This is a genomic window from Actinomycetospora sp. CA-084318, assembly GCF_050955885.1.
In the GTDB taxonomy this organism is placed as follows: Bacteria; Actinomycetota; Actinomycetes; order Mycobacteriales; family Pseudonocardiaceae; genus Actinomycetospora.
Map to the genome: position 1 here is coordinate 4,974,642 of NZ_CP192098.1, position 20,091 is coordinate 4,994,732.

General features: G+C 73.6%; 17 protein-coding genes. 2 read left to right on the top strand and 15 right to left on the bottom strand.

Annotated elements, in window-relative coordinates:
• Position 1: 1 nt before the first annotated feature.
• The 3 genes from ACQPYX_RS24230 to ACQPYX_RS24240 form a co-directional block, all read right to left on the bottom strand.
• Entirely contained in the window at positions 2–1,063 is a 1,062-nt protein-coding gene (locus ACQPYX_RS24230) for an N-acetyltransferase family protein (RefSeq protein ID WP_433799811.1), read from the bottom strand.
• Between the two features lie 66 nt (positions 1,064–1,129).
• Positions 1,130–3,523, bottom strand: coding sequence for a xanthine dehydrogenase family protein molybdopterin-binding subunit (locus ACQPYX_RS24235; protein WP_433799812.1), 2,394 nt, complete (start codon positions 3,521–3,523; stop codon positions 1,130–1,132).
• Between the two features lie 119 nt (positions 3,524–3,642).
• On the bottom strand, positions 3,643–4,740 hold the full coding sequence (locus tag ACQPYX_RS24240) for an alkaline phosphatase family protein (RefSeq protein ID WP_433799813.1): 1,098 nt from the start codon (positions 4,738–4,740) through the stop codon (positions 3,643–3,645).
• Between the two features lie 159 nt (positions 4,741–4,899).
• On the opposite strand from ACQPYX_RS24240, the gene ACQPYX_RS24245 reads away from it, so the two are divergent.
• The gene (locus tag ACQPYX_RS24245; RefSeq protein ID WP_433799814.1) at positions 4,900–6,363 is read left to right on the top strand and encodes a carboxylesterase/lipase family protein; all 1,464 of its coding nucleotides are present in this window, start codon (positions 4,900–4,902) and stop codon (positions 6,361–6,363) included.
• On the opposite strand, the gene ACQPYX_RS24250 is transcribed toward ACQPYX_RS24245, so the two are convergent.
• From ACQPYX_RS24250 to ACQPYX_RS24295, 10 genes are all read right to left on the bottom strand, one after another.
• Positions 6,360–7,160 carry a PrsW family intramembrane metalloprotease gene (locus ACQPYX_RS24250; RefSeq protein ID WP_433799815.1) on the bottom strand — a complete coding sequence of 267 codons (801 nt, stop codon included), beginning with the start codon at positions 7,158–7,160 and terminating at the stop codon, positions 6,360–6,362. The two genes, ACQPYX_RS24245 and ACQPYX_RS24250, sit on opposite strands and share 4 nt — an antisense overlap.
• 270 nt (positions 7,161–7,430) lie before the next feature.
• Positions 7,431–7,946, bottom strand: a complete 516-nt coding sequence (locus ACQPYX_RS24255) for a hypothetical protein (protein WP_433799816.1) — start codon at positions 7,944–7,946, stop codon at positions 7,431–7,433.
• Positions 7,943–8,695 (bottom strand): hypothetical protein, encoded by a 753-nt coding sequence (locus ACQPYX_RS24260; protein WP_433799817.1) that lies wholly within the window; start codon positions 8,693–8,695, stop codon positions 7,943–7,945. The genes ACQPYX_RS24255 and ACQPYX_RS24260 overlap by 4 nt, the downstream gene beginning before the upstream one ends.
• Before the next feature lie 310 nt (positions 8,696–9,005).
• Positions 9,006–9,809: an alpha/beta fold hydrolase gene (locus ACQPYX_RS24265; RefSeq protein ID WP_433799818.1), complete on the bottom strand. Its 804-nt coding sequence runs from the start codon at positions 9,807–9,809 to the stop codon at positions 9,006–9,008.
• Positions 9,810–9,912: 103 nt separating this feature from the next.
• Positions 9,913–10,938 carry a uroporphyrinogen decarboxylase family protein gene (locus ACQPYX_RS24270; RefSeq protein WP_433799819.1) on the bottom strand — a complete coding sequence of 342 codons (1,026 nt, stop codon included), beginning with the start codon at positions 10,936–10,938 and terminating at the stop codon, positions 9,913–9,915.
• Positions 10,935–11,816, bottom strand: a complete 882-nt coding sequence (locus ACQPYX_RS24275; protein WP_433799821.1) for a dioxygenase — start codon at positions 11,814–11,816, stop codon at positions 10,935–10,937. Before ACQPYX_RS24275 ends, ACQPYX_RS24270 begins: the two co-directional genes overlap by 4 nt.
• Positions 11,813–12,628: a citryl-CoA lyase gene (locus ACQPYX_RS24280; protein ID WP_433799822.1), complete on the bottom strand. Its 816-nt coding sequence runs from the start codon at positions 12,626–12,628 to the stop codon at positions 11,813–11,815. The genes ACQPYX_RS24275 and ACQPYX_RS24280 overlap by 4 nt, the downstream gene beginning before the upstream one ends.
• Positions 12,621–13,763 (bottom strand): CaiB/BaiF CoA transferase family protein, encoded by a 1,143-nt coding sequence (locus ACQPYX_RS24285; RefSeq protein WP_433799823.1) that lies wholly within the window; start codon positions 13,761–13,763, stop codon positions 12,621–12,623. The genes ACQPYX_RS24280 and ACQPYX_RS24285 overlap by 8 nt, the downstream gene beginning before the upstream one ends.
• 71 nt (positions 13,764–13,834) lie before the next feature.
• A complete protein-coding gene (locus tag ACQPYX_RS24290) occupies positions 13,835–15,001 on the bottom strand; it encodes an FAD-dependent monooxygenase (RefSeq protein WP_433799824.1) in 1,167 nt (388 codons plus the stop codon).
• A gap of 292 nt (positions 15,002–15,293) precedes the next feature.
• Complete coding sequence (locus ACQPYX_RS24295; protein ID WP_433799826.1) at positions 15,294–16,100, bottom strand: IclR family transcriptional regulator domain-containing protein; 807 nt, start codon at positions 16,098–16,100, stop codon at positions 15,294–15,296.
• Positions 16,101–16,250: 150 nt separating this feature from the next.
• On the opposite strand from ACQPYX_RS24295, the gene ACQPYX_RS24300 reads away from it, so the two are divergent.
• Complete coding sequence (locus tag ACQPYX_RS24300) at positions 16,251–17,687, top strand: amidohydrolase family protein (RefSeq protein WP_433799827.1); 1,437 nt, start codon at positions 16,251–16,253, stop codon at positions 17,685–17,687.
• A gap of 43 nt (positions 17,688–17,730) precedes the next feature.
• Here ACQPYX_RS24300 and ACQPYX_RS24305 read toward each other — a convergent pair whose 3' ends face one another.
• Entirely contained in the window at positions 17,731–18,909 is a 1,179-nt protein-coding gene (locus tag ACQPYX_RS24305; RefSeq protein ID WP_433799828.1) for a serine hydrolase domain-containing protein, read from the bottom strand.
• A 145-nt stretch (positions 18,910–19,054) separates the two neighbouring features.
• Positions 19,055–20,089 carry a helix-turn-helix domain-containing protein gene (locus ACQPYX_RS24310; RefSeq protein WP_433799829.1) on the bottom strand — a complete coding sequence of 345 codons (1,035 nt, stop codon included), beginning with the start codon at positions 20,087–20,089 and terminating at the stop codon, positions 19,055–19,057.
• Positions 20,090–20,091 lie beyond the last annotated feature (2 nt).

Sequence of the window (20,091 nt, forward strand, 5' to 3'; positions counted from 1 at the left end):
ACTACTGGCGGGCGGCGTGGGAGACGAGCCACTCGCCGTCGAGGTGGCTGCACAGCGAGGTCGTGGAGCTGAGCAGGCCGAGCACGTTGGCCTCCGCGTGGACGAGGGCGCGCGCGTTCTTGCGCACCAGCACGCCCGGCCGGCCGATGAGGCCCGCCGTCGCCGGCTCCAGGCGGCCCTGCACCGCCACGGCGCCCTGACCCGCCGCGTGCGCGACGAGGTGGTCGAGCACCGGGTCGGGGTCGGCGCCGGTGACGCCGACCTGCAGCACCTCGGCCACCCCTCCGGGCGGGAGCAGGTAGAGGAACCAGCCGAGCACCCGGCCCTGCGGCCCGCGGACCAGGCGCGCCGACAGCGCGCCGCGCCCGAGCCGGCGGAGCTCGGCGAAGACCCACTCCAGGTACTCCGGGTCGTAGTCCGGGCGGAGGCGCAACCGGCGGCCCGCCGTCGCGACCTGCTCGGCGAGGACCTCTGGGGTCAGCTCCTCGGTCGACCCCGTGGGCCGCGGCGGGGGCGGCACGAGGCGGCCGCCGACGGCGTCGACCGGGCGGGAGAGCAGCCGGGCGGCCCGGCCGAGCCGCGCCGACCGGCGCTCGACCAGCGATCCCGCCGTCGCGGCGGGCGAGAGCACCCGGAACCACGCGACCGACTGCCCGACGAGCTCCTGGCCGCCGAGCCCGAGCCAGAGGCCGCGGGAGTCGTCGTTGGCCCGGTCGGCCACGGTGAACTCCTGCGGTCCGCCGAGCAGCTTGCGGTTCAGCAGCGCGCCGACGCCCTTGGTGCGCCAGTCGGGGTGCGCGACGAGGTTGCTGCTGACGGCCATCCGCACCTTGCGGCCGTCGAGCACCATGCGTCGGGTGCTCGCGGCGATGAACCCGACGATCCCGCCGTCGGGTCCTTCGTGCACCAGCGAGGGGATCTCCGGGTCCGCCCACGGGTCCCCGACGAGGATCCGCCGGAAGTAGGGCGCGACGTCCTCCGCCGAGGCACCGCCCATGACCTGGGCGAACAGGGTGCTGACCTGGGGGAGGTCGCTGGGCTGCAGCGCGCGGATACCGGCCATCCCCGGCACTCTACGAACGCCCACGACGGCGGGCGGGGTCGGGCCCCACCCGCCGTCGGGACCGGGTCACGCCTGCGCGCTGTCCGGGGTGTCCTCGGTGATCGCCTTGCCGGCGTACTCCGGGCCCGCCTGCTGACGGTTCGCCGGGTCGGACCCGGTCGCACCGTGGATGGCGCGCCACACCGTCTCCGGGGTGAGCGGCATGTCGATGTGCCGGACGCCCAGGTGCGACACGGCGTCGATCACGGCGTTGTGCACCGCCGGGGTCGAGCCGATCGTGCCGGACTCACCGATGCCCTTGGCCCCGATGGGGTTCAGCGGCGTGGTGGTCTCGGTGTTGGAGACCTCGAACGACGGCAGGTCCGCCGCGCTCGGGATCGTGTACGAGGCGAGGTTGCCCGAGGTCGGGTTGCCGTCCTCGTCGTAGGTCACCCGCTCGTAGAGGGCCTGCGAGATGCCCTGCGCGATCCCGCCGTGCTGCTGCCCCGCGACCAGCATCGGGTTGAGGATGATGCCGCAGTCGTCGACCGCGACGTGGCGGCGCTGGCGCACCATGCCGGTGTCGAGATCGACCTCCACGACGGCGATGTGCGTCCCGAACGGGAACGTGGAGTCGCCGGCCTTGAAGTCGAGCTCCTGGCGCAGCTCGTGGCCCTTGCCGTCCTCGAACCCGGAGCCGTCCTCCGCGGCCTGGGCGACCTGCGCCCAGGAGATGACCTTGTCGCCGATGCCGCGGACGCCGAACCCGTCGTCGGAGTGCTCGATGTCCTCGACGGCGGCCTCGAGCAGGTGCGCCGCGATCTCGCGGGCCTCGGCGACCAGCTCCTGCGAGGCGTTGTGGATCGCGGTGCCACCGGTCTGCAGGGAACGCGAGCCGAGCGTGCCGGCGCCGCTGCGGACCAGCTCGGTGTCCGACTGGACCAGCTTGATCTTCTCCATCGGCACGCCGAGCACCGAGGACGCGAGCTGGCAGAACGCGGTCTCGTGCCCCTGGCCGTGGGCCGAGGTGCCGGCCATGACGGTGAAGGTGCCGTCCGGGTGCGCCTGCGCCGAGCCGTACTCGCCGTCGAGGCCGAGCGGGGCGGTGACCTCGACGTAGGAGCCGACGCCGATGCCCAGCGCCACGCGGTCGCCGGACTCGCGGCGCTGCTTCTGCTCGGCGAGCAGCGCGTCGTAGCCCGCCGCCTCCTTGGCCGCGGCCGCCGCCTTCTCGTGCTCGGCGGTGTCGTAGTTCGCGCCGGTGAGGGTGGTCAGCGGGTACTGCTCGGGCTGCAGGTAGTTCTTGCGCCGGATCTCGAGCGGGTCCATCCCGATCTCGTCGGCGGCCATGTCGATGATGCGCTCGAGCAGCTGGGTGGCCTCGGGCCGCCCGGCGCCGCGGTAGGCGCCCACCGTGGTGGTGTTGGTGACGACGGCCTTCCACGTGAAGTCGATGGCCGGCAGGTCGTACACGCCCTGTGCGAGGAGCTGCGTGAGGCTCGGGAGGACCGTGCCGATCGCCGGGTAGGCCCCGGCGTCGCCGACCGCGGTGGCGCGCAGACCGACGAACGTCCCGTCCTTCTTGACGCCGAGCTCGACCCACTGGACCTGCGCGCGGCCGTGGACCATCGAGAGCATGTTCTCGGAGCGCGTCTCGTTCCAGCGGACCGGGCGGCCCAGCTTCTGCGCCGCCCGGGCGATGACGGAGTACTCGGAGTAGGCGAAGGCCTTCGGCCCGAACCCGCCGCCGACGCGCGGGGCGATGACGTGGACCTTCTCGCCGTCGAGGCCGAGGTCGCCCGCCATCTGGTCGCGCAGGCCGTGCGGGGTCTGGGTGGAGGCCCAGAAGGTGAGCTTGCCGTCCTCGCCGGGCGCGATGACGACGGCGTTGGGCTCCATCGGGACGCCCGCGAGCTTCTGGTTGTAGAACTTGGCCTTCACGACGACGTCGGCGTCGTCGAAGATGCCCTCGACCTCGCCGGTGCCGGCGCCCGCCACGACGTTCGACTCGGTGCCCTCGAAGAGCAGCGGGGCGTCCTCCGCCATCGCCGCCTCGATGTCGGTGACGGCGGGCAGCGGGTCGATGTCGGGGAAGACGGTCTCGGCCGCGTCGATCGCCTCGCTCGCGGTCTCCGCGATCACCACGGCGACCATGTCGCCGACGTGCCGGACCTTGCCCTTGGCGAGCAGCGGGCGGTTCATGGTCTCCGGCACCACGCCGGGCAGGCCGGGCCGGTCGTTCAGCTCGAGGTCGGCCGCCGTGTACACCGCGACGACGCCCGGCATGCCCCTGGCCTCGTCGACGTCGATGTCGCCGAGCGTGCCGTGCGCGATCGGCGAGCGGACGAAGAAGGCATGGAGGGCGCCCTCGACGGGCATGTTCCCGGTGTAGATCCCGGCCCCGGTGATCAGCTCCCGGTCCTCGGTGCGCTTGACCGGGTGGCCCAGGATCGAGCCGCCGGAATGGGTCGTGACGGACACACGTGCTCCCTACGTCGTGATCAAGGGTCCTCCCCTTGGACACTAGACGAATACTGTGACCCCCTGCACAGGACGTTTCCGCATGCCGGGAGAGCCCTCACGCGCGGAGTTGTGCGCGATCAGTCGTCCGCGTCTGCGGGTCGCACGAGCAGGGGGACGAGCCGCTCGGCGTCCGTCGTGGACCCGTGCTGGCCGGGCAGTCGGGCGAGCACGGGCTCGTCGACCGTGCGCACCACGGCGGCGGTCCCCCGCATCGCGACGACGAGATCGGGCACCCGGGCACGGACCGCCCCGTCGACCGGGCCGAACCAGCCCTGGTCGAGGACCTCGTCCTTCCCGACGACGAGCGCGTCCGTGCCGAGGGTGGTGGTCCAGGCCGCACGGACGTCGTCGACGGTGCCGGGACGGCAGTAGAGCAGCCGGGCGCGCGGGTCCCCGCCGACGAGCGGCTCGGCCGCGCGCAGGTCGGGGTGGGTGTCGGCGTCGTACCGGCGGTCGACCTCGACCATCCCGTGGTCGCCCGTGACGGCGAGGAGGGTGCCCGGCGGCAGGTCGGCGGCGAGCATCCCGACGAAGTGGTCGATCACCCGCAGCTGGATGCGCCAGGCGAGCGACCCGGGGCCGTGCAGGTGACCGAGCTGGTCGAGGTCGGCGTGGTAGGCGTAGACGAGCCCACGCGGGGCCGCGACGACCTCGGCGGCGAGGTCGCCGAACGAGCCGACGCCCCGGTAGGTCGCGCCGCGCAGGCCGGAGCGGGTGAGCCCGGACTCGCGGAAGGCGCGGTCGGAGACGACGGTGCAGGCGACGTCGGTGCGCTCGAACACGGTCGGGCGCGGCTGCACCCGCTCGGGGACGAGGCGCTCGCGCAGGTCCTGCGTGCCGCGGGTCCAGGTGAGGGCGTCGAGCAGGACGTCGTCCACGCGGAAGCGCACGCCGAGGGTGCCGTGCGCACCCGGCGGCAGACCGGTCCCGAGGCTCGTGACGCTGATCGGGGTGCTGCTCGGGAAGCCGACCTGCAGCGGCCCGGCGTCGGCCAGGCCCGCCAGGAACGGGGCGTCCGCGGCGTGCGCGTCGAGCAGCTCCCGGCCGAGCCCGTCGACCAGGAGGAGCACCGCCTGCCGGGCCGGCGGCAGGGCCGGGTCCCCCGCGACGTCGTCGGGAAGGGGGCTGCCGAGGGCGCGCAGCATCGCCGGGAGCACCGCGTCGAGTCCGACCACGCGCCCGATCCTGGCAGCCCCGCTCGCCGGCCTGCCGAGACGTCACCGGTCCGGCTCCCACCCCGTCGGCCGGCCCGACGGGTGACGTCTCGTCGCCGCGCTTCCGGTGGTCGGACGCCTCGTTGCCCGGGCGCCGGACCGCGCACGAGGCTCGGCGGCGTGATCGAGATCGACACGACGGCCGGTCGGGTGCGCGGACGTGACGAGGACGGCCTGGCGGTGTTCCGCGGGATCCCCTTCGCCGCGCCGCCGGTGAACGCCCGGCGCTTCGCCGCCCCGCAGCCGCCCGAGCCGTGGACCGGCACGCTCGACGCGACGGCGTTCGGCCCGGTGCCGCCGCAGTCGGCGATGTCGGCGGCCGGGGCCGACCCGGTCGCCCCGCCCGACGACGGACGGGGCTGGCTCACGGCCAACGTCTGGTCCGCGGACACGCACGCGCGGCGGCCGGTCATGGTGTGGATCCACGGCGGCGCCTACCGGGCGGGCAGCTCGGCCGAGCCCGGGTACGACGGGACGGTGCTCGCCCGCGACCACGGCGTCGTCGTGGTCACCTTCAACCACCGGATCGGCGTGGAGGGCTACGGCGCGATCGAGGGGGCTCCCGCCAACCGCGGGCTGCTCGACCAGGTCGCCGCGCTGGAGTGGGTCCGCGGGAACGCCGCGGCGTTCGGTGGCGACCCGGCGCAGGTCACGGTGTTCGGGGAGTCGGCCGGGGCCGGAGCGGTGGCGTCCCTGCTCGCGATGCCGCGGGCGGCGGGGCTCTTCCGCCGCGCGATCGCGCAGAGCGTGCCCGGCACGTTCTTCTCCCCCGGGCTGGCGGCCGACGTCATGACGACGATCGCCGCCCGGCTCGACCGCCGGCCCACCGTCGAGGCCCTCCGCGACGTCGAGCCCGGCGCGCTCGTCACGGCCGCCGACGGGCTCGTCATGCGGGAGCACCGGGACCGCTGGGGCCTCCTCGCGCTGACGCCGACCCCGTTCTCCCCCGTCGTCGACGGCGACGTCCTCCCGACGACGCCGTGGCAGGCCCTGCGCGACGGCGCCGCCCGTGACGTCGACGTGATCGTCGGGCACAACCGCGACGAGTTCCGGCTCTTCCTCGGCCTCGGCGGCCTGCTCGGCGCGGTGACCCCCGAGATGGCCGAGCGGACCGTCGCCGCCTTCGCCCCCGACGCCGGGGCCTTCCGCGCCGCGCACCCCGACGCCTCGGCGGAGGAGCTGTTCGAGCTCGTGCAGTCCGACTGGCTGTTCCGGATGCCGTCCCTGCGGATCGCGCAGGAGCACACCGGCCGCTCGTACGTCTACGAGCTCACGCTCGAGACGCCCCGGCTGGGCGCGTGCCATGCCCTGGACGTGCCGCTGGTCTTCGGCGTGTTCGCCGGACCGTTGACGACGACGCTCCTCGGCCCCGAGCCCGGCCCGGCGGTCGAGGCGGCCTCGGCCGCGATGCGCGCCGCGTGGACCGCCTTCGCCCGCGGCGAGGGGCCCGGGTGGCCCGCGTACGACGACGGGTCGCGGCAGGCCTGGGTGGTGGACGCGGAGCCCGTCGTCGCGCCCTACCCGGAGGAGACGTCGGCGGCGTCGTGGGCGGGCCACGAGTTCGGCCCGTTGCCGCTGCTCTAGGCGGCCGCCGCGTGCGCCGGGGTGCGCGGGGCGGCCGCGTGCGAGAGCCGGTGCGCGGTGACGAGCAGCAACACGAACGCCACGACCGCGAGGACGATGTAGACCACGAGCCCGCCGACGGAGTCCCAGACGGTGTGCAGGACGACGGCGACCAGGTAGGTCCCGACGAACCACCAGAAGCCGTGCCCGAGGCGCGCCCAGCGCCAGAGCGCGGCGGCGGTCAGCCCGGTCCACGCCATGTGGGCCGCGGGGCTCAGCAGGCCGCGCAGCAGCAGCTCGGAGTCGACGGCGGCGATGTTGCCCCGGCTCGCGACGAGCGTCGTGAGCGCGTAGCCCATGGTCTCCAGGGCCGCGAAGCCCGCGCCCGAGGCGACGCCGAGGACGAGCCCGTTCGCGGGTCCGTGCCGGAAGCGCGGGAGGGCGAGCATCAACGCCGGGATGACGAGCTTGGCCGCTTCCTCGATCACCGCGACCACGAGCATCGGCAGCCCGCCGAGGCGCTGCAGCGCGTCGTACTCGAGCGTCCCCGCCACCACCGTGCCGATGACCCCGCCGAGCAGCGCCGCGAGCGCGAGCGGGCCGGTCCCGACGTCGGTGGGCAGCCGGCGGGACGCCACAAAGGTCAGGAACGAGGCGGGCACGACCGCCGCGCCGAGCAGGATCAGGGAGGGCAGGAAGTTCGGGTTCAGGGTGTCGACGACGGTGCGCCGGACCAGCTCGAAGAGCACGATCCCGACGACGAGGACGACGATCCACATCCACCGCGCGACGCGGGCGGTGGGCTGCACAGCGGTCACCGGGACATCATGTCGTCGCGACGCCGACGGCCCAAGTCCTGGGGACGGCGCTTCACCTGCAGGAACGGCACATTCCCGACGTCGGGTGCGCGATCGGCGCCGTTCGCCCCGGCGTCCCCGACGCTAGGCAGTTGATCATGCCGAGCGCGACGGACGCCGGTGTCGCGCTCGTCATGATCAACTGCTTACCCGAGAGATCGGCCCGGCGTCCCTGGACAGGGGACCGCCCGGGACGCGGCGACAACGTCCCGGGCGGTCGGGGAGGGTGGTCTACAGCGAGAGCAGCCGGTCGAAGAACTCCCGGTAGCGGCGCAGGGCCTGGCGCAGTTCCTCGGTGCCCGGCTCGGCGTTGCCGCTCCACTCGGCCTCGAGTTCCGAGCGCTGGTCGCGGAAGACGCGGCTCACCTCGTCGAGCACCTCGCCGACGAGCTGGTCGGCCTCGGTGACCGACTGGCGGGGCTCGTCGACGAAGCCGGCCTGCACCTCCTGCCAACGGTTGCGCAGCCGCTCGGAGGCGGTGGGGTCGAGGACGGAGACGCCCTGGTCGTCCCGCGCGTCGTGGTCGTGCTGCCCGGCGTGGTCGCCGTGCTGGCGGGTGTACCGCCCGGGTCCGTCGTCGTCGCGGCGGGTGTCCGCGTGCCCGTCGCGAGCGGCGTCCGCACGGTCGTCGCGGCGGTCGTCGCGGCGGTCGTCGCGGGGGTCCTCACGACGATCCTCGCGGCGGTCGGCGAGGTCGTCCCGGCGACCGTCGAGGTCCTCACTGCTGGTGTCGGCGTGCGTGCTCACCGTCGGCTCCTGTCGTCGTCGCGGGCCTGGTCGTGGTCGGCGTGCGGGCGGTCGCGGTCGTCCGCGCGGCCGCGGTCGTCGCGGTCGTCGCGGTCGTCGGCGCGGTGGCCGTTCTCGCGGTGGCGACCCGAGCGGTCGTCGTCGCGGGCCCGGTCGTCGCGGTCGTCGTGGGCCCGGTCGTCGTGGCGGTCGTGGTCGCCGTCGCGACCCCGGTCGCCGCGGTCGTCGAGCAGCGCCTCGACGAGGCTCCGGTAGGACGTGACAGCGCCGCGGAGGTCCTCGGTGTCGGCGCTGCCGTTGCGCTGCGCGTCGCGGACCCGGCGGGCCTCGCGGTAGTTCTCCACCACGCGCGGGTGCTCGACGGAGATGTCGGCGGCGCGCTGGTCGAAGTCGTCGACCGGGTAGCCGCGCTCGCGCATGATCGTGGTGACGAGGGAGTCGGCCTTCTCGACCGCGCCCGTCGGGTCGTCGACGAACTCTCCCTGGATGCGCTTCCAGTCGCCCTGGAACCGCTCGCGGGTCTGCGGGTCGATCGGGCGCAGGTCGAGCTGCTGGTGGCGCTTGCGACGCTCGGCCAGCTCCTTCTCGGCCTCGCCCCTGCTGTCCGAGCCCTGGACGACGCGGTCGTACTCCGGGCCGAACTCCTCCTGGAGCTGCTGGGAGCGTCGCTTGCGGGCGATCGCGAGGCCCCCGCCGACCAGGGCGGCCAGGACGACGACCACCACGATGACGACGATGACAGTGGTCATGACATGCCCTCCGATGGGCGGCTGTTCATGACCCAGAGCGTCGTCCCGCTCACGGGCGGTATCAATCAGCCGTCAAGCGGCCGATGGTGTAGGTCACACGGACGTCAGCCGGATGCCACAAACCTCGACACGCCGTCCGTAGTCGGACAGTCGCCCGATCGTGCTTGCGCCGCACGTCGACCCGACCCCTCACCCTCTGCCACCGTGCCGCACCGACCCGTCGTCGGGAACCCCCCGATCCCCATGGCAGCGAAGCGTCGTTGCTGTCGCCGAGTGGCAGCAACGACGCTTCGCTGTCAGGGGTAGGACCTCACGCGGCCTGGAGCAGCGCCTCGACCTCGGCCAGCCAGTCCGCCCGGTGCGCGGACTCGTCGTGGATGACGTGACCGGCGCCCTCGAGGCGGCGGACCGAGACGTCGGGGTGGGTGCGCGCCAGCGCCGCGACCGCGTCGGCCGGGAGTACCGACCCGGTGCCCTCGCCCGCGGCCAGGACGCGGACGGGCACGGTGACGGGGGACGCGAGGTCGAGCGCGCCCAGCGACGAGCCGTCGGCGACGGCGCCGAGCGCCTCCGGGTCGACGTCGAGCAGCCCGCGGGCGCGCGCGTCGAGCACCTCGGGCGCCTGGACCTCCGACGCCGGCCGTCCGCCGAGCACCGGCATCGCACCGAGCGCCGCCGCCACCGTCGCCGCGTCGACGTCCGCGTCCTGCCACCGCCGGACCTGCCGCTGCAGCACCTGGAAGATCGGCGCCACCGTGCCCACGTCGGCAGGGCGCAGCGGCGGGTCCTCGAGGAGGGCGGCGCGGACGAGGTCGGGCCGGCGCTGCGCGAGCGTCCACGCGACCGCCCCGCCGAGGGAGTTCCCGACGACGAGGGCCGGACCGGTCCCCTCCAGCAGCGCCTCGACGTCGGCGACGTACCCGTCGAGGTCGTAGCCGCCCGGCACGCGCGGCGAGGAGCCGTGCCCGCGCAGGTCGACGAGCGCCACGCGCGCCCGGTCGGCGAGCGCGTCGGCGGCGAAGGTGAACGTCCGCAGGCTGTTCCCCACGCCGTGCAGGAAGACCAGCGTCGGCCCGTCCGCCGACCCGGCGGTGACGACGTTCAGCTCGACCATGATCGCCAGTCTTGCGCACCCCTCGGACGGCAGCGAAGCGTCGTTGCTGTCACCGGATGACAGCAACGACGCTTCGCTGCCACGTGGGGAGAGGGGGTGGGGGTCAGCCCAGCTCGGCCCGCAGGATCGACGCGGCGCCCGCCATCGCGGCCATCTTCCCGTCGGCGACGTCGCGGGGCAGGTACTTCATCCCGCAGTCGGTGGCGATGACGATCTGCTCGGGCGGCAGGTACTCGAACGCCCGACGGACGCGGCCGGCCACGGTCTCAGCGGTCTCGACCTCCGGGTCGGACAGGTCGATCACCCCGAGGATGATCGTCTTGTCGGTGAGGTCGCGGAGGACGCCGAGGTCGAGCCCGGACTGCGCGGTCTCGATCGAGATCTGGTCCACCGGACAGCCCGCGAGCTCGGGCAGGAACGAGTACCCCTCCGGCCGCTCGTGGATGATCGCCGCGTACCCGAAGCACAGGTGCACCGCCGTCGTCCCAATGACGCCCTCGAGCGCGGCGTTCAACGCCGCCAGCCCGTACTGCCGCGCCGGCTCCGGGCGGGCCTGCATGTACGGCTCGTCGATCTGCACCACGTCCGCCCCGGCGTCGAACAGGTCGCGGACCTCGGCGTTCACCGCCGCCGCGTAGGCCATCGCCGCCGCCTCGGCGTCGGGATAGAAGTCGTTCTGCGCCTGCTGGGACATCGTGAACGGCCCCGGCACCGTGATCTTGACCGTGCGGTCGGTGTTCGCCCGCAGGAACTCCACGTCCCGGCGCTCGATCGGGTGCGTCCGCCGGATCTCCCCCGCGATCCGCGGCACCGGGTTCGGGTGCCCGGAGCGGTCCAGCGCGGTGCCCGGGTGGTCGATGTCGACCCCGTCCAGCGCGGTCGCCATGTGGTTGGAGTAGCTCTCCCGACGCATCTCGCCGTCGGTGATGACGTCGAGCCCGGCGCGCTCCTGGGCCCGGATCGCGAGCAGCGTCGCGTCGTCCTGGGCCTGCTCGAGGAACTGCTCCTCGACCCGCCACAGCTCCTTCGCCCGCACCCGCGGCGGGAAGCGGCCCGCCAGCTTCGCACGGTCGATCAGCCAGTCCGGCTGCGCGTACGAGCCGACCAGCGAGGTGGGCAGCAGGGTCACGAGGACACCGCCTGCAGCACGAAGTCGTACTCCGCCTCGAGCCACGGGACGTCGCTCGACCCGCCGTCGGGCGTGGGGCCCGGGTCGCGCTCGACGAAGCGGACGATGAGCTCCTCCTTGACGCCGTAGACGACGTCGGTGCCGAGGTACTCGGCGCCCTCCTGGAACAGGTGCGTGATCAGCGGCTCGTAGCCCGGCACGGCCATCCAGAAGTGCACGTGCGCGGGGCGCATCCACGAGATGTCCGTCGCGTGGATGAGCTCGCCGACCGGCCCGTCCATGGGGATGGCGTATCCCTTGGGCGCGATCGTGCGCAGGCAGTACGACCCGTCGTCGCGCGAGCGGTACTTCGCCCGCAGGCGGGCCTCGTCGACGTCGAGCTGCGACTCGTAGGCGCCGTCGGCGTCGGCCTGCCAGACGTCCATCTCCGCGTCCGGGATCGGCGCCCCGTCCACCGAGCGGACGACGCCGTGGACGTAGAGCGGCGTGCCCTCGACGCCGTCGGACATGTCGCCGCCGAAGCCGAGGGACGGGGACTCGTCGATGAAGAACGGCCCCAGCACCGTCGCGGGCGTGGCGCCCTCCTGCAGCCGGTTGTTCTGCTGCACGACGAGCATCGACAGCCCGAACACGTCGGAGGCGAGGATGAACTCCTCGCGCTTGTCGTCGCTGATCTGACCGGTGCGGGTGAGCCAGCGGATCGCCGCCATCCACTCGGCCTCGGACAGCTGGGTCTCGCGGGCGAAGGCGTGGAGGTGACGGACGAGCGAGGTGAGGAGCTCGGCGGTCCGCGGGTCGTGGGCCGTGGCCCACCGCTCGACGGCGACGTCGGTGATCGTCTCCTCGGTGACGGTCCGCGGCGTGGTGGAGGACGTCATCGCTGCTCCTCGGGAATGGACGGCGGCTGGTAGGGATCAGGGTCCACCGGTCGGTTGTGCAGGTCGACCGAGAGGAAGATGTCGTTCGCGACGGGGTGGCGCAGCTCCTCGGCGAGCTGGCCGATCAGACCCGCGGTCCGGGCCAGCAGCGCGAACCCGCGCAGCAGCTCCAGCGGCAGCCCGAGGTCGGCCAGGACCGCGCCGCACACCCCGGCGCCGTTGAGCGGCAACTGCTTGCCGAGCACCTGGGCGTGCACCCGGCCGATCGCGGCGAACAGCGCCAGGTGCGGCCCGGTCACGCCCTCCTCGGCGGCCAGCGCCATCAGCTTCGGGGTGCGCGGGTCGCCCTGCTTGTGCACGTGGTGCCCGAGACCGGGCACGAACTTCTTCTGCGCCCGCTGCTCGGTCACCACCCGCAGCGCGAGCTCGTCCCACCCGGCGTCGTCGGTCGGCAGCGGCGCGACCAGCTGGTCGTGCAGGAACCGGCCGCAGTCCTCGGTGACCCCGAGGAACCGCGACCCACCGGCCAGCAGACCCGCCGCGATCGCACCCTGCACCGAGTCCGGCGCCGAGAGGTGCGTCAGGCGCGTGACGATCGCCGTCGGCGTGTAGCCGTGGTCGGCCAGCGCCGCGAGCACGGCCTCGAACACCCGGGTCTCCCCCGGCGACGGCCGCCGCTGGGTGGCCAGCCAGAACGCCAGCTCCCCGAACCCGACCTGGCCCATGACGTCGTCGACCAGGTCGTGCCCGAGCAGGGTGATCCGGTCGGGCGACGACGCGCCGAGCGCGGTCTCGTACTCGTGCTCAGCCATCCGTGCTCAGCCACTTCCTCAGCTCGTCACCGTGCTCGTCGAGCTCAGGTGGGGGCAGCTCGTAGACCGCCGGGGTCGCGGAGAACCGGATGGGGTGCCGCGTCGTCGGGATCGCGCGGTCGCCCTCGCCGACCTCGACGACCGGGTCGAGCCCGAACCGCTCCGCCATCGCGAACCCGCCGTCGATCGACTGGATCGGCCCGCACGGCACTCCGGCGTCGACCAGCAGCTCGAACCACTCGACCGCGCTCTTCCGCGTCAGCTGCTCCACGAGGATCGGCCGCAGGTCGTCGCGGTTCTCGGTCCGGTCCGCGTTGCGGGCATAGCGCTCGTCGTCGGCGACCTCCGGGATGCCGAGCGCCTCGCACAGCTTGCGGAACTGCCCGTCGTTCGCCGCCGCGATGATGATGTCGTCGTCGGCCGTCGCGAGCGGCTCGTACGGGAACACGCTCGGGTGGGCGTTGCCCATCCGGTGCGGCACCACCCCGCCCGCGACCCACGCGCTGGAGTGGTTCACCAGCCCGGTCAGCGCCGAGGACAGCAGGTTGAGCTCGACGTGCTGGCCCTCGCCGGTGGCGTCGCGGTGGCGCAACGCGGCGAGGATGCCGATCACGGCATGGTTGCCGGCCATCACGTCGAAGACGGAGATGCCGGCGCGGAAGGGCTCGCCGTCGGGATCGCCGGTCAGGTCCATCAGCCCCGAGATGGCCTGGACCATCAGGTCGTAGCCGGGGACGTGGGCGCCCTTGCCCGAGCCGAAGCCGGAGATCGACGCGTAGACGACGCCGGCGTTCGTCTCCTTCACGGAGTCGAAGTCCAGGCCGTACTTGCGCATCCCGCCCGGGCGCAGGTTCTCGATGACCACGTCCGCGCGGCGGGCGAGCTCCTGCGCGACCGCGACGTCATCGGGGTCGCGCAGGTCCAGCGCGATCGAGCGCTTCCCCCGGTTGATCCCCAGGTAGTACGTCGAGGTCTCCCCGCGGGTCGGCGGCATCCACGTCCGCGTGTCGTCGCCCTTCGGGCCCTCGACCTTCACCACCTCGGCGCCCATGTCCGCGAGCAGCATCGTCGCGTAGGGCCCGGCGAGGATCCGGGAGAAATCGGCCACCAGCACCCCGGCGAGCGGGCCAGCCATACGAGGGTCCCCTCTGTCCGTCTGTCGGACTGTCGTCCGCTGTTGATCCTGAGCCTTCCCGACGACGGGCGTCAAGGCTTGGCGGGCGCCGGGTCGACCCCCGCGTAGGCGTGCGCGAACCACCGCGCGAGCAGCGGGTCGTCGCGCAACCGACGGACCCAGCCGTCGCGCAGGGCGTGCACGAACCCGGCTGACCCGGTGCCGGCGAGCGCGTCGGTGGAGAAGGCGGACAGGACGCGGAGGAACCAGTCGGAGAACCCCTGGGTCTCGGCGATGACCGGCAGCCGGGTGGCCGAGTAGGCGTCGAGGCGGCGGGCGTCGCCGCGGTGGGCCTCGACCAGACCGTGGGCGAGCTCGACGGCGTCGGCGACCGCGAGGTTCATCCCCTTCCCGCCGGCCGGGGTGATGAGGTGCGCGGCGTCGCCGACGAGCACGGTGGGTCCCGCCTGCATCGGGGACGTGATCCGGGTGCGGAGGTCGAGGTCGTCGACACTGATCTCCACGCCGTCGAGCGCGCCCGGCTCCCCGAGCCGTTCCGCGAGGTCGCGGCGCAGGTCGTCGGGATCGAGGTCGGCGCCGCTCACGTCGGCCGGCACCTCGAGGTAGAAGCGGGTCTCCTGCGGGCCGCGCCGCAGGTGGGCGGCGTAGCCCCGCGGGTGGATGGCATAGATCGTGTGGCCGACCAACGGAGCGGTGCGGGCGGAGACGACGAGCCACCGCGAGGCGAGGGGGCGGTCGAGCACCTCGACCCGGTCGCCGAGGGCCCGGGCGACCACACTGCCCGCGCCGTCCGCCCCGACGAGCGTGCGCGGGACGTAGGTGGTGCCGCCGGCGGTGACGCTCGGCCGGTCGGGGTCGACGTCGGTGACCGGGCAGTCGAAGTGCAGCGGCGCGCCCTCGTCGAGCAGGGCGGTGGTGAGCTCCGCGACGAGCCGGTGCTGCGGGAAGACGTAGTGCGGCCGGTCCCCGGTGAGGTCGGCGTAGTCGAACAGGTGCCGCGTGGTGGGGGTACGGAACTCGACGCGCCGGTTCTCCACCTCGAAGTCCAGCGGGAACCCCTCGCGCCGCAGCAGCTCGACGGTGCGGTACTCGACGATCCCCGCCTTCGGCTGGGTGCCGACCTCCTCGCGCGCCTGCCGGTCGACGAGCACGTACGGCACGTCCGCGCGCTGCAGCATCCACGCCAGGACCAGCCCGGCCGGCCCGGCGCCGACGATCACCACCTCGGGGTCGGTCATGATCCGATCCTGCGCCTGCCGTCCTCTCGGCGCGCCCCGACTTCCGGCCCGTGGGAAGCGGGGCCCGCGGGTGACAGCGGTGCCACGGTCGGCCGACGATGTCCCGCTGCTCCCACTGGATGCGTGCAGACCGCCATCGTCGATCGTGCCCGTGCGCGACGAAGCGGCGTTCCTGCCACTGGATGACAGCAACGACGCTTCGCTGCCACCGAAGGGGGGCCGGAGGAGGAGCCGAGGAGGAGCCGAGGAGGAGCCGAGGAGGAGCCGAGGAGGAGCCGCAGGGGCGCGACGACTACGACGCCGGCAACGTCACGTGCGGCAGGGACTGCCGGCGGGCGAAGTCGGCGCTGATCTCCCCGGCCGTGGCGAGCAGCAGCGGCAGGTGGTGCTCCACGAGGCGTTCGACCGACGTCTCGGCGGCGTGGCAGTTGACGTTCACGCCCGCGATCACCCGCCCCGACCCGTCGCGCAGCGGCGCCGCCACCGACCGGATCCCGAGCGTCAGCTGCTCGTCGGTCAGCGCCCACCCCCGGGCCCGGACCTCGCGCAGCGCGGCGTCCCGCTCCTCCGGCGCCGGCTGCCACCGCGGCGTGAGCCCGGACCGGGTCGGTTCGGCCAGGACGCGGTCCAGCTCCTCGGGGGCCAGGGCCGCGAGCTGCACCTTGCCCAGCGACGTCGGCAGCGCCGGGAACCGCGTCCCGATCGTCACCGCCAGCGACACGATCTTGGGCACCGAGGCCCGCGCGACGTAGACGATGTCCGACCCGTCCAGCTGCGCGATCGAGCACGACTCGTGCGTCCGCGCCGACAGCGCCTCCAGGTGCGGGCGCGCCACGTCCCACAGCCCCATCGACCCGACGTAGGCCACCCCCAGGTCGAGCACGCGCGGCGTGAGCACGTGACCGCGCTCCCCCGCGCGGACGTACCCGAGCTCGGTCAGCGTGATCAGGATGCGCCGCGCCGTCGGTCGCGCGAGGCCCGTCGCCGCCGCGACCTCGGCCAGCGTCATCTCCGGTCGCGTCGGCGAGAACGCCGCGATCACGTCCAGCCCGCGCGCGAGCGCCTCGATGAAGTCGGGTCCTGCTCCCTCGCGCGGCACGCTGCGCACTGTACGTCCGCCAGGCGGACACGCGACCCCTTCCCGACGACGCGGCGGCGCCGGTTGACACCGCAACCATCGCTGAGCACAGTGACCTGTGTCATCTGACCGACCTACGGACACCTGTCCGACCGTGAGGGAGCCAGCACGATGAGTGAGGCCCGCCGCCCCGTCGTCCTGCGCGGGGGCACCGTGCTGACCCTCGACGCCGCACACACGGTGCTCACCGACGCCGACGTCCTCGTCGTCGACGACCGGATCGCGGCGGTCGGGGCGCAGCTCGACGTGCCCGAGGGGACCGAGGAGATCGACGCCCGCGGCGGCATCGTCATGCCGGGGATGATCGACACGCACCGGCACATGTGGCAGACGGCGATGCGCGGCTACGGCGCCGACTGGACGCTGACCCAGTACTTCGTCTGGTACTACCTCGAGCACGGGCGCGCGTTCCGCCCGGAGGACGTCCACGCGGGCAACCTGCTCGGGGCGATCGAGGCCGTCGACGCGGGCGTCACGACGACCGTCGACTGGTCGCACGGGCTGCAGACCGCCCAGCACGCCGACGCCGCCGTCGACGCGCTGCAGGCCGTGCCCGGCCGCTTCGTCCTCGCCTACGGCAACATCCAGGACGCCCCCGCGAACTGGACCGCCGCCGCGGAGTTCCGGGACTTCGTGGACCGGCGGATGAGCGGCGACCGCGACCTGCTCGGGTTCCAGCTCGCCTTCGACGTCACCGGCGACCCGGCGTTCCCGGAGAAGCCCGCGTTCGAGGTGGCGCGCGAGCTCGGTGTCCCGGTGACCACGCACGCCGGCGTCTGGGGCGCGACCAACGACGACGGCATCCGCCTGATGCACGACCACGGCTTCATGACCCCGGAGACCGTCTACGTGCACGCCGCGACGCTCTCCGCGGACTCCTACCACCGCATCGCCGCGACCGGCGGCTCCGTCTCGGTGTCGACCGAGAGCGAGCAGTCGGCCGGCCAGGGCTACCCGCCCACCTGGGCCCTGCGCAGCCACGACATCCCGGTGTCGCTGTCGATGGACACCACGGTGTGGTGGAGCGGCGACCTGTTCTCCGCCATGCGCACCACGCTGGGCGCCGACCGCTCGCGCGAGCACCTCGAGGCGCACGCGAAGGGCGAGACGGTCACCCACGCGTCGCTGCGCGCCGAGCAGGTCGTCGACTGGGCGACCCGTGGCGGCGCGGCCGCGCTCGGGCGCGCCGACCTGGGCAGCCTGGAGCCCGGGAAGAAGGCGGACGTCGTGCTGATCCGCAACGAGCACTCGCCGGTGATGTTCCCCGTGCTGCAGCCCTACGGGCACGTGGCGTTCCAGGCGCAGCGTGGCGACGTCGAGGCCGTGATCGTCGACGGGCGCGTGGTCAAGCGGGACCACCGCCTCGTCGGGATCGACCTCGCCGCCGCGCGCCGCACCGTGGAGTCCACCGTCGAGCACCTGCGCTCGACCCTCGGCGAGGAGGCCTGGACCGCCGGGATGAACCCGGAGATCCCGGAGACGAAGGTGCTCGACAACCCGTACACCTACACCGACTACCGGTCGGCCTCCACACACGAGGTGCGCTGACGCGCCCGTGAGTAGTAATCCGTGCCAGAACACGGATTACTACTCACGAGCGGAGCACCTCCGCGTAGAGAGCCTGCTCGAAGTCGCCGTACATGCCCCACGCCTCGGGCGTGATGAACGGCAGCGAGTTGGTGTAGATCGACGCGCAGATGCCGGTGGTGCGGTCGACGAAGAAGTGGGTGTTGAACAAGCCGGCCCAGGCGCCGGTGCCCGCCCGGCGACCGCCGGGCACGTCGGCGGTGTTGATCAGCAGGCCGTAGCCCCACGTCCAGCCCGGCCCGAGCGTCAGGGAGTCGGTGATGGGCGGGTCGGCGGTGGGGATCTCGGTCGGCATCGGAGCGCCGTCGAGCTGGTCGGAGAAGGCGGCGTCGACCGTCTCCTGGCGCAGGATGCGCGCGCCGTCGAGCTCGCCGCCGCGCAGCAGCGCCCGCTCGAAGCGGATGTAGTCGCGCGGGGTGGAGTGCAGGCCGTGCCCGCCGGCCCACCACGACGGGTCGTCGGGCAGGACGTTGCCGATCGAGCCCCAGGTCCCGTCCTCGCCCTTCGCGTGCACCGGGGTCTTGTTGCCCTGCCGCGCGTCGTCGAGGGCGAACATCGTGTCGTCCATGCCCAGCGGGCCGGTGATGTTCTCCTTCACCACGACGTCGAGCGTGGTCCCGGCGACGGCCTCGACCACCCGTCCCAGCCAGTCGGTGTTGATGCCGTAGACGAAGCGGGTACCCGGGTCGCAGACCATCGGGGCGTTGAACGCCGCCATGTCGCCCGGCACCACGTTCGGCGTCCCGGTGGCCTCCTCGTAGCGCTTGATCCCCTCGTCCCAGAACCAGTAGCCCAGCCCGGACGTGTGCGTGATCAGCTGCTTCACGGTCGCCTTCGACGCCGGCTCACGCAGCTTCGGGGTGTCGCCGTCGAAGCCCTCGAGGACCTGGACGCCGCTGAAGTCGGACACGTACGACTCGACCGGAGCGTTCAGGTCGAGCAGCCCCTTCTCCATCTGCTGCAGTGCCGCCGTGGTCGCGACCATCTTCGTCATCGACATGATCCGGAAGTGCGTGCTCGTCGAGACGGGCTCGCCGCTGCCGGCGATGCGGTCGCCCGCGGCGCCCTCGTAGATCACCCCGTCGCGGTCGGCCGCGATCGCGGCGACGTGCGGGACGGCGCCGTTCGCGATGGCGTCGGACAGGACCCGGTCGATACCGGAGCCGTCGATGGAGCGGGTCACGGAGGGCCTCCACGGAGTCGAGAGCGCTTCGGTCGACGGCACGGGAGGACCGGCGACCACGGTGAACGCAGTGTGGCCCGGCCCACAGCGCGGGGGAACCGACGCGACGACGCAACTCGGTCGTCGGCGACCGCCAGGTGGCGGTCTACGTCGGCGCGGGCAGGTCGAGGACGCGGGAGTGGCGCAGTCGCCACACGAGGTAGGCGAGCCCGAGCCGCGTCCGGCCGAGACCGTCGAACGGATCGAAGCCCAGCAGGCCGGCGACCGTCTCCACCCGGCTCTGCATCGTGCTGTGGTGGACGCCCGCGAGCCGGGCCGCCTGCCGGACGGTGCCGGCGCGCACCAGGGCGTCGAGCGTCGCCCGGCCCCACGGGAACCCGGTCACCGTGTCGATTAGTTCGACGTCCGGGACCTCCGCGTCGGGCGGCATGCTCGCGAGCACGCTGACGAGGCCGCCGAAGTCGTCGGCGGAGACGGTCGTCGTCGCGGGCCGCTCGCAGAGTCGGAGGGCGACGAGGGCCGTGGTGAACGACGTGTGCAGGTGGTCGACCTCCGCGGCCACCCCCACTCCCGACGGATCGGCCGTCCCGACGGGACCGTCCGCGCGGACCACCGACGCGTGGATGGTGCCGAACGGCGTGGCGACCACGTCCTCGATCCCGCCGGGGTGCTCGGTCCACACCGCGAACAGCGGTGCCGCCACCACGCGGTAGCGGCGGCCGGGGTGGAGGCCGAGCGCGGTGGCGGCCTGACGGCGGGTGGCGAGCGGGAGCCCGGGGTCGAGGAGCTGCCCGAGGTTGCGCCGGAGGTCGGTGTCCTGCCGGTCCCGCCCGTGCCGGATGCGGAGGGCGAGGCCGAGGCGCTCGAGGATGATCTCGTCGTTGACGTGCGGGACGCCCTCGCGGTCCAGCCAGACGGACAGCCCGTCGGCGATCGGGCGGGCGTCGGGCGGCGGGGTGTCGCGGTCCCGGGTCAGCTCCCCGCGGGGGCAGACCCGCATCGTCGCGCCGGTCGCGGCCTGGTGGAAGCCGACCTCGCAGCCCGAGAGGGACGCCGCCGCCCCGAGCAGGGCCCGGGTGTTGACGTTCCCGACGACGAGCTCGTCGAAGCAGGCGATCACGCGCAGCGCGAGGCTCGCGCCCGGATCGAGGGCAGCGATCCGACCCAACAGCTCCTGCATCC

What these genes read in the sequence shown, in the direction of transcription:
- ACQPYX_RS24230 (WP_433799811.1), bottom strand. Translation starts at nt 1,063, where the DNA reads ATGGCCGGTATCCGCGCGCTGCAGCCCAGCGACCTCCCCCAGGTCAGC.
- ACQPYX_RS24260 (WP_433799817.1), bottom strand. Translation starts at nt 8,695, where the DNA reads ATGACCACTGTCATCGTCGTCATCGTGGTGGTCGTCGTCCTGGCCGCC.
- ACQPYX_RS24265 (WP_433799818.1), bottom strand. Translation starts at nt 9,809, where the DNA reads ATGGTCGAGCTGAACGTCGTCACCGCCGGGTCGGCGGACGGGCCGACG.
- ACQPYX_RS24275 (WP_433799821.1), bottom strand. Translation starts at nt 11,816, where the DNA reads ATGACGTCCTCCACCACGCCGCGGACCGTCACCGAGGAGACGATCACC.
- ACQPYX_RS24280 (WP_433799822.1), bottom strand. Translation starts at nt 12,628, where the DNA reads ATGGCTGAGCACGAGTACGAGACCGCGCTCGGCGCGTCGTCGCCCGAC.
- ACQPYX_RS24285 (WP_433799823.1), bottom strand. Translation starts at nt 13,763, where the DNA reads ATGGCTGGCCCGCTCGCCGGGGTGCTGGTGGCCGATTTCTCCCGGATC.
- ACQPYX_RS24290 (WP_433799824.1), bottom strand. Translation starts at nt 15,001, where the DNA reads ATGACCGACCCCGAGGTGGTGATCGTCGGCGCCGGGCCGGCCGGGCTG.
- ACQPYX_RS24300 (WP_433799827.1), top strand. Translation starts at nt 16,251, where the DNA reads ATGAGTGAGGCCCGCCGCCCCGTCGTCCTGCGCGGGGGCACCGTGCTG.
- ACQPYX_RS24310 (WP_433799829.1), bottom strand. Translation starts at nt 20,089, where the DNA reads ATGCAGGAGCTGTTGGGTCGGATCGCTGCCCTCGATCCGGGCGCGAGC.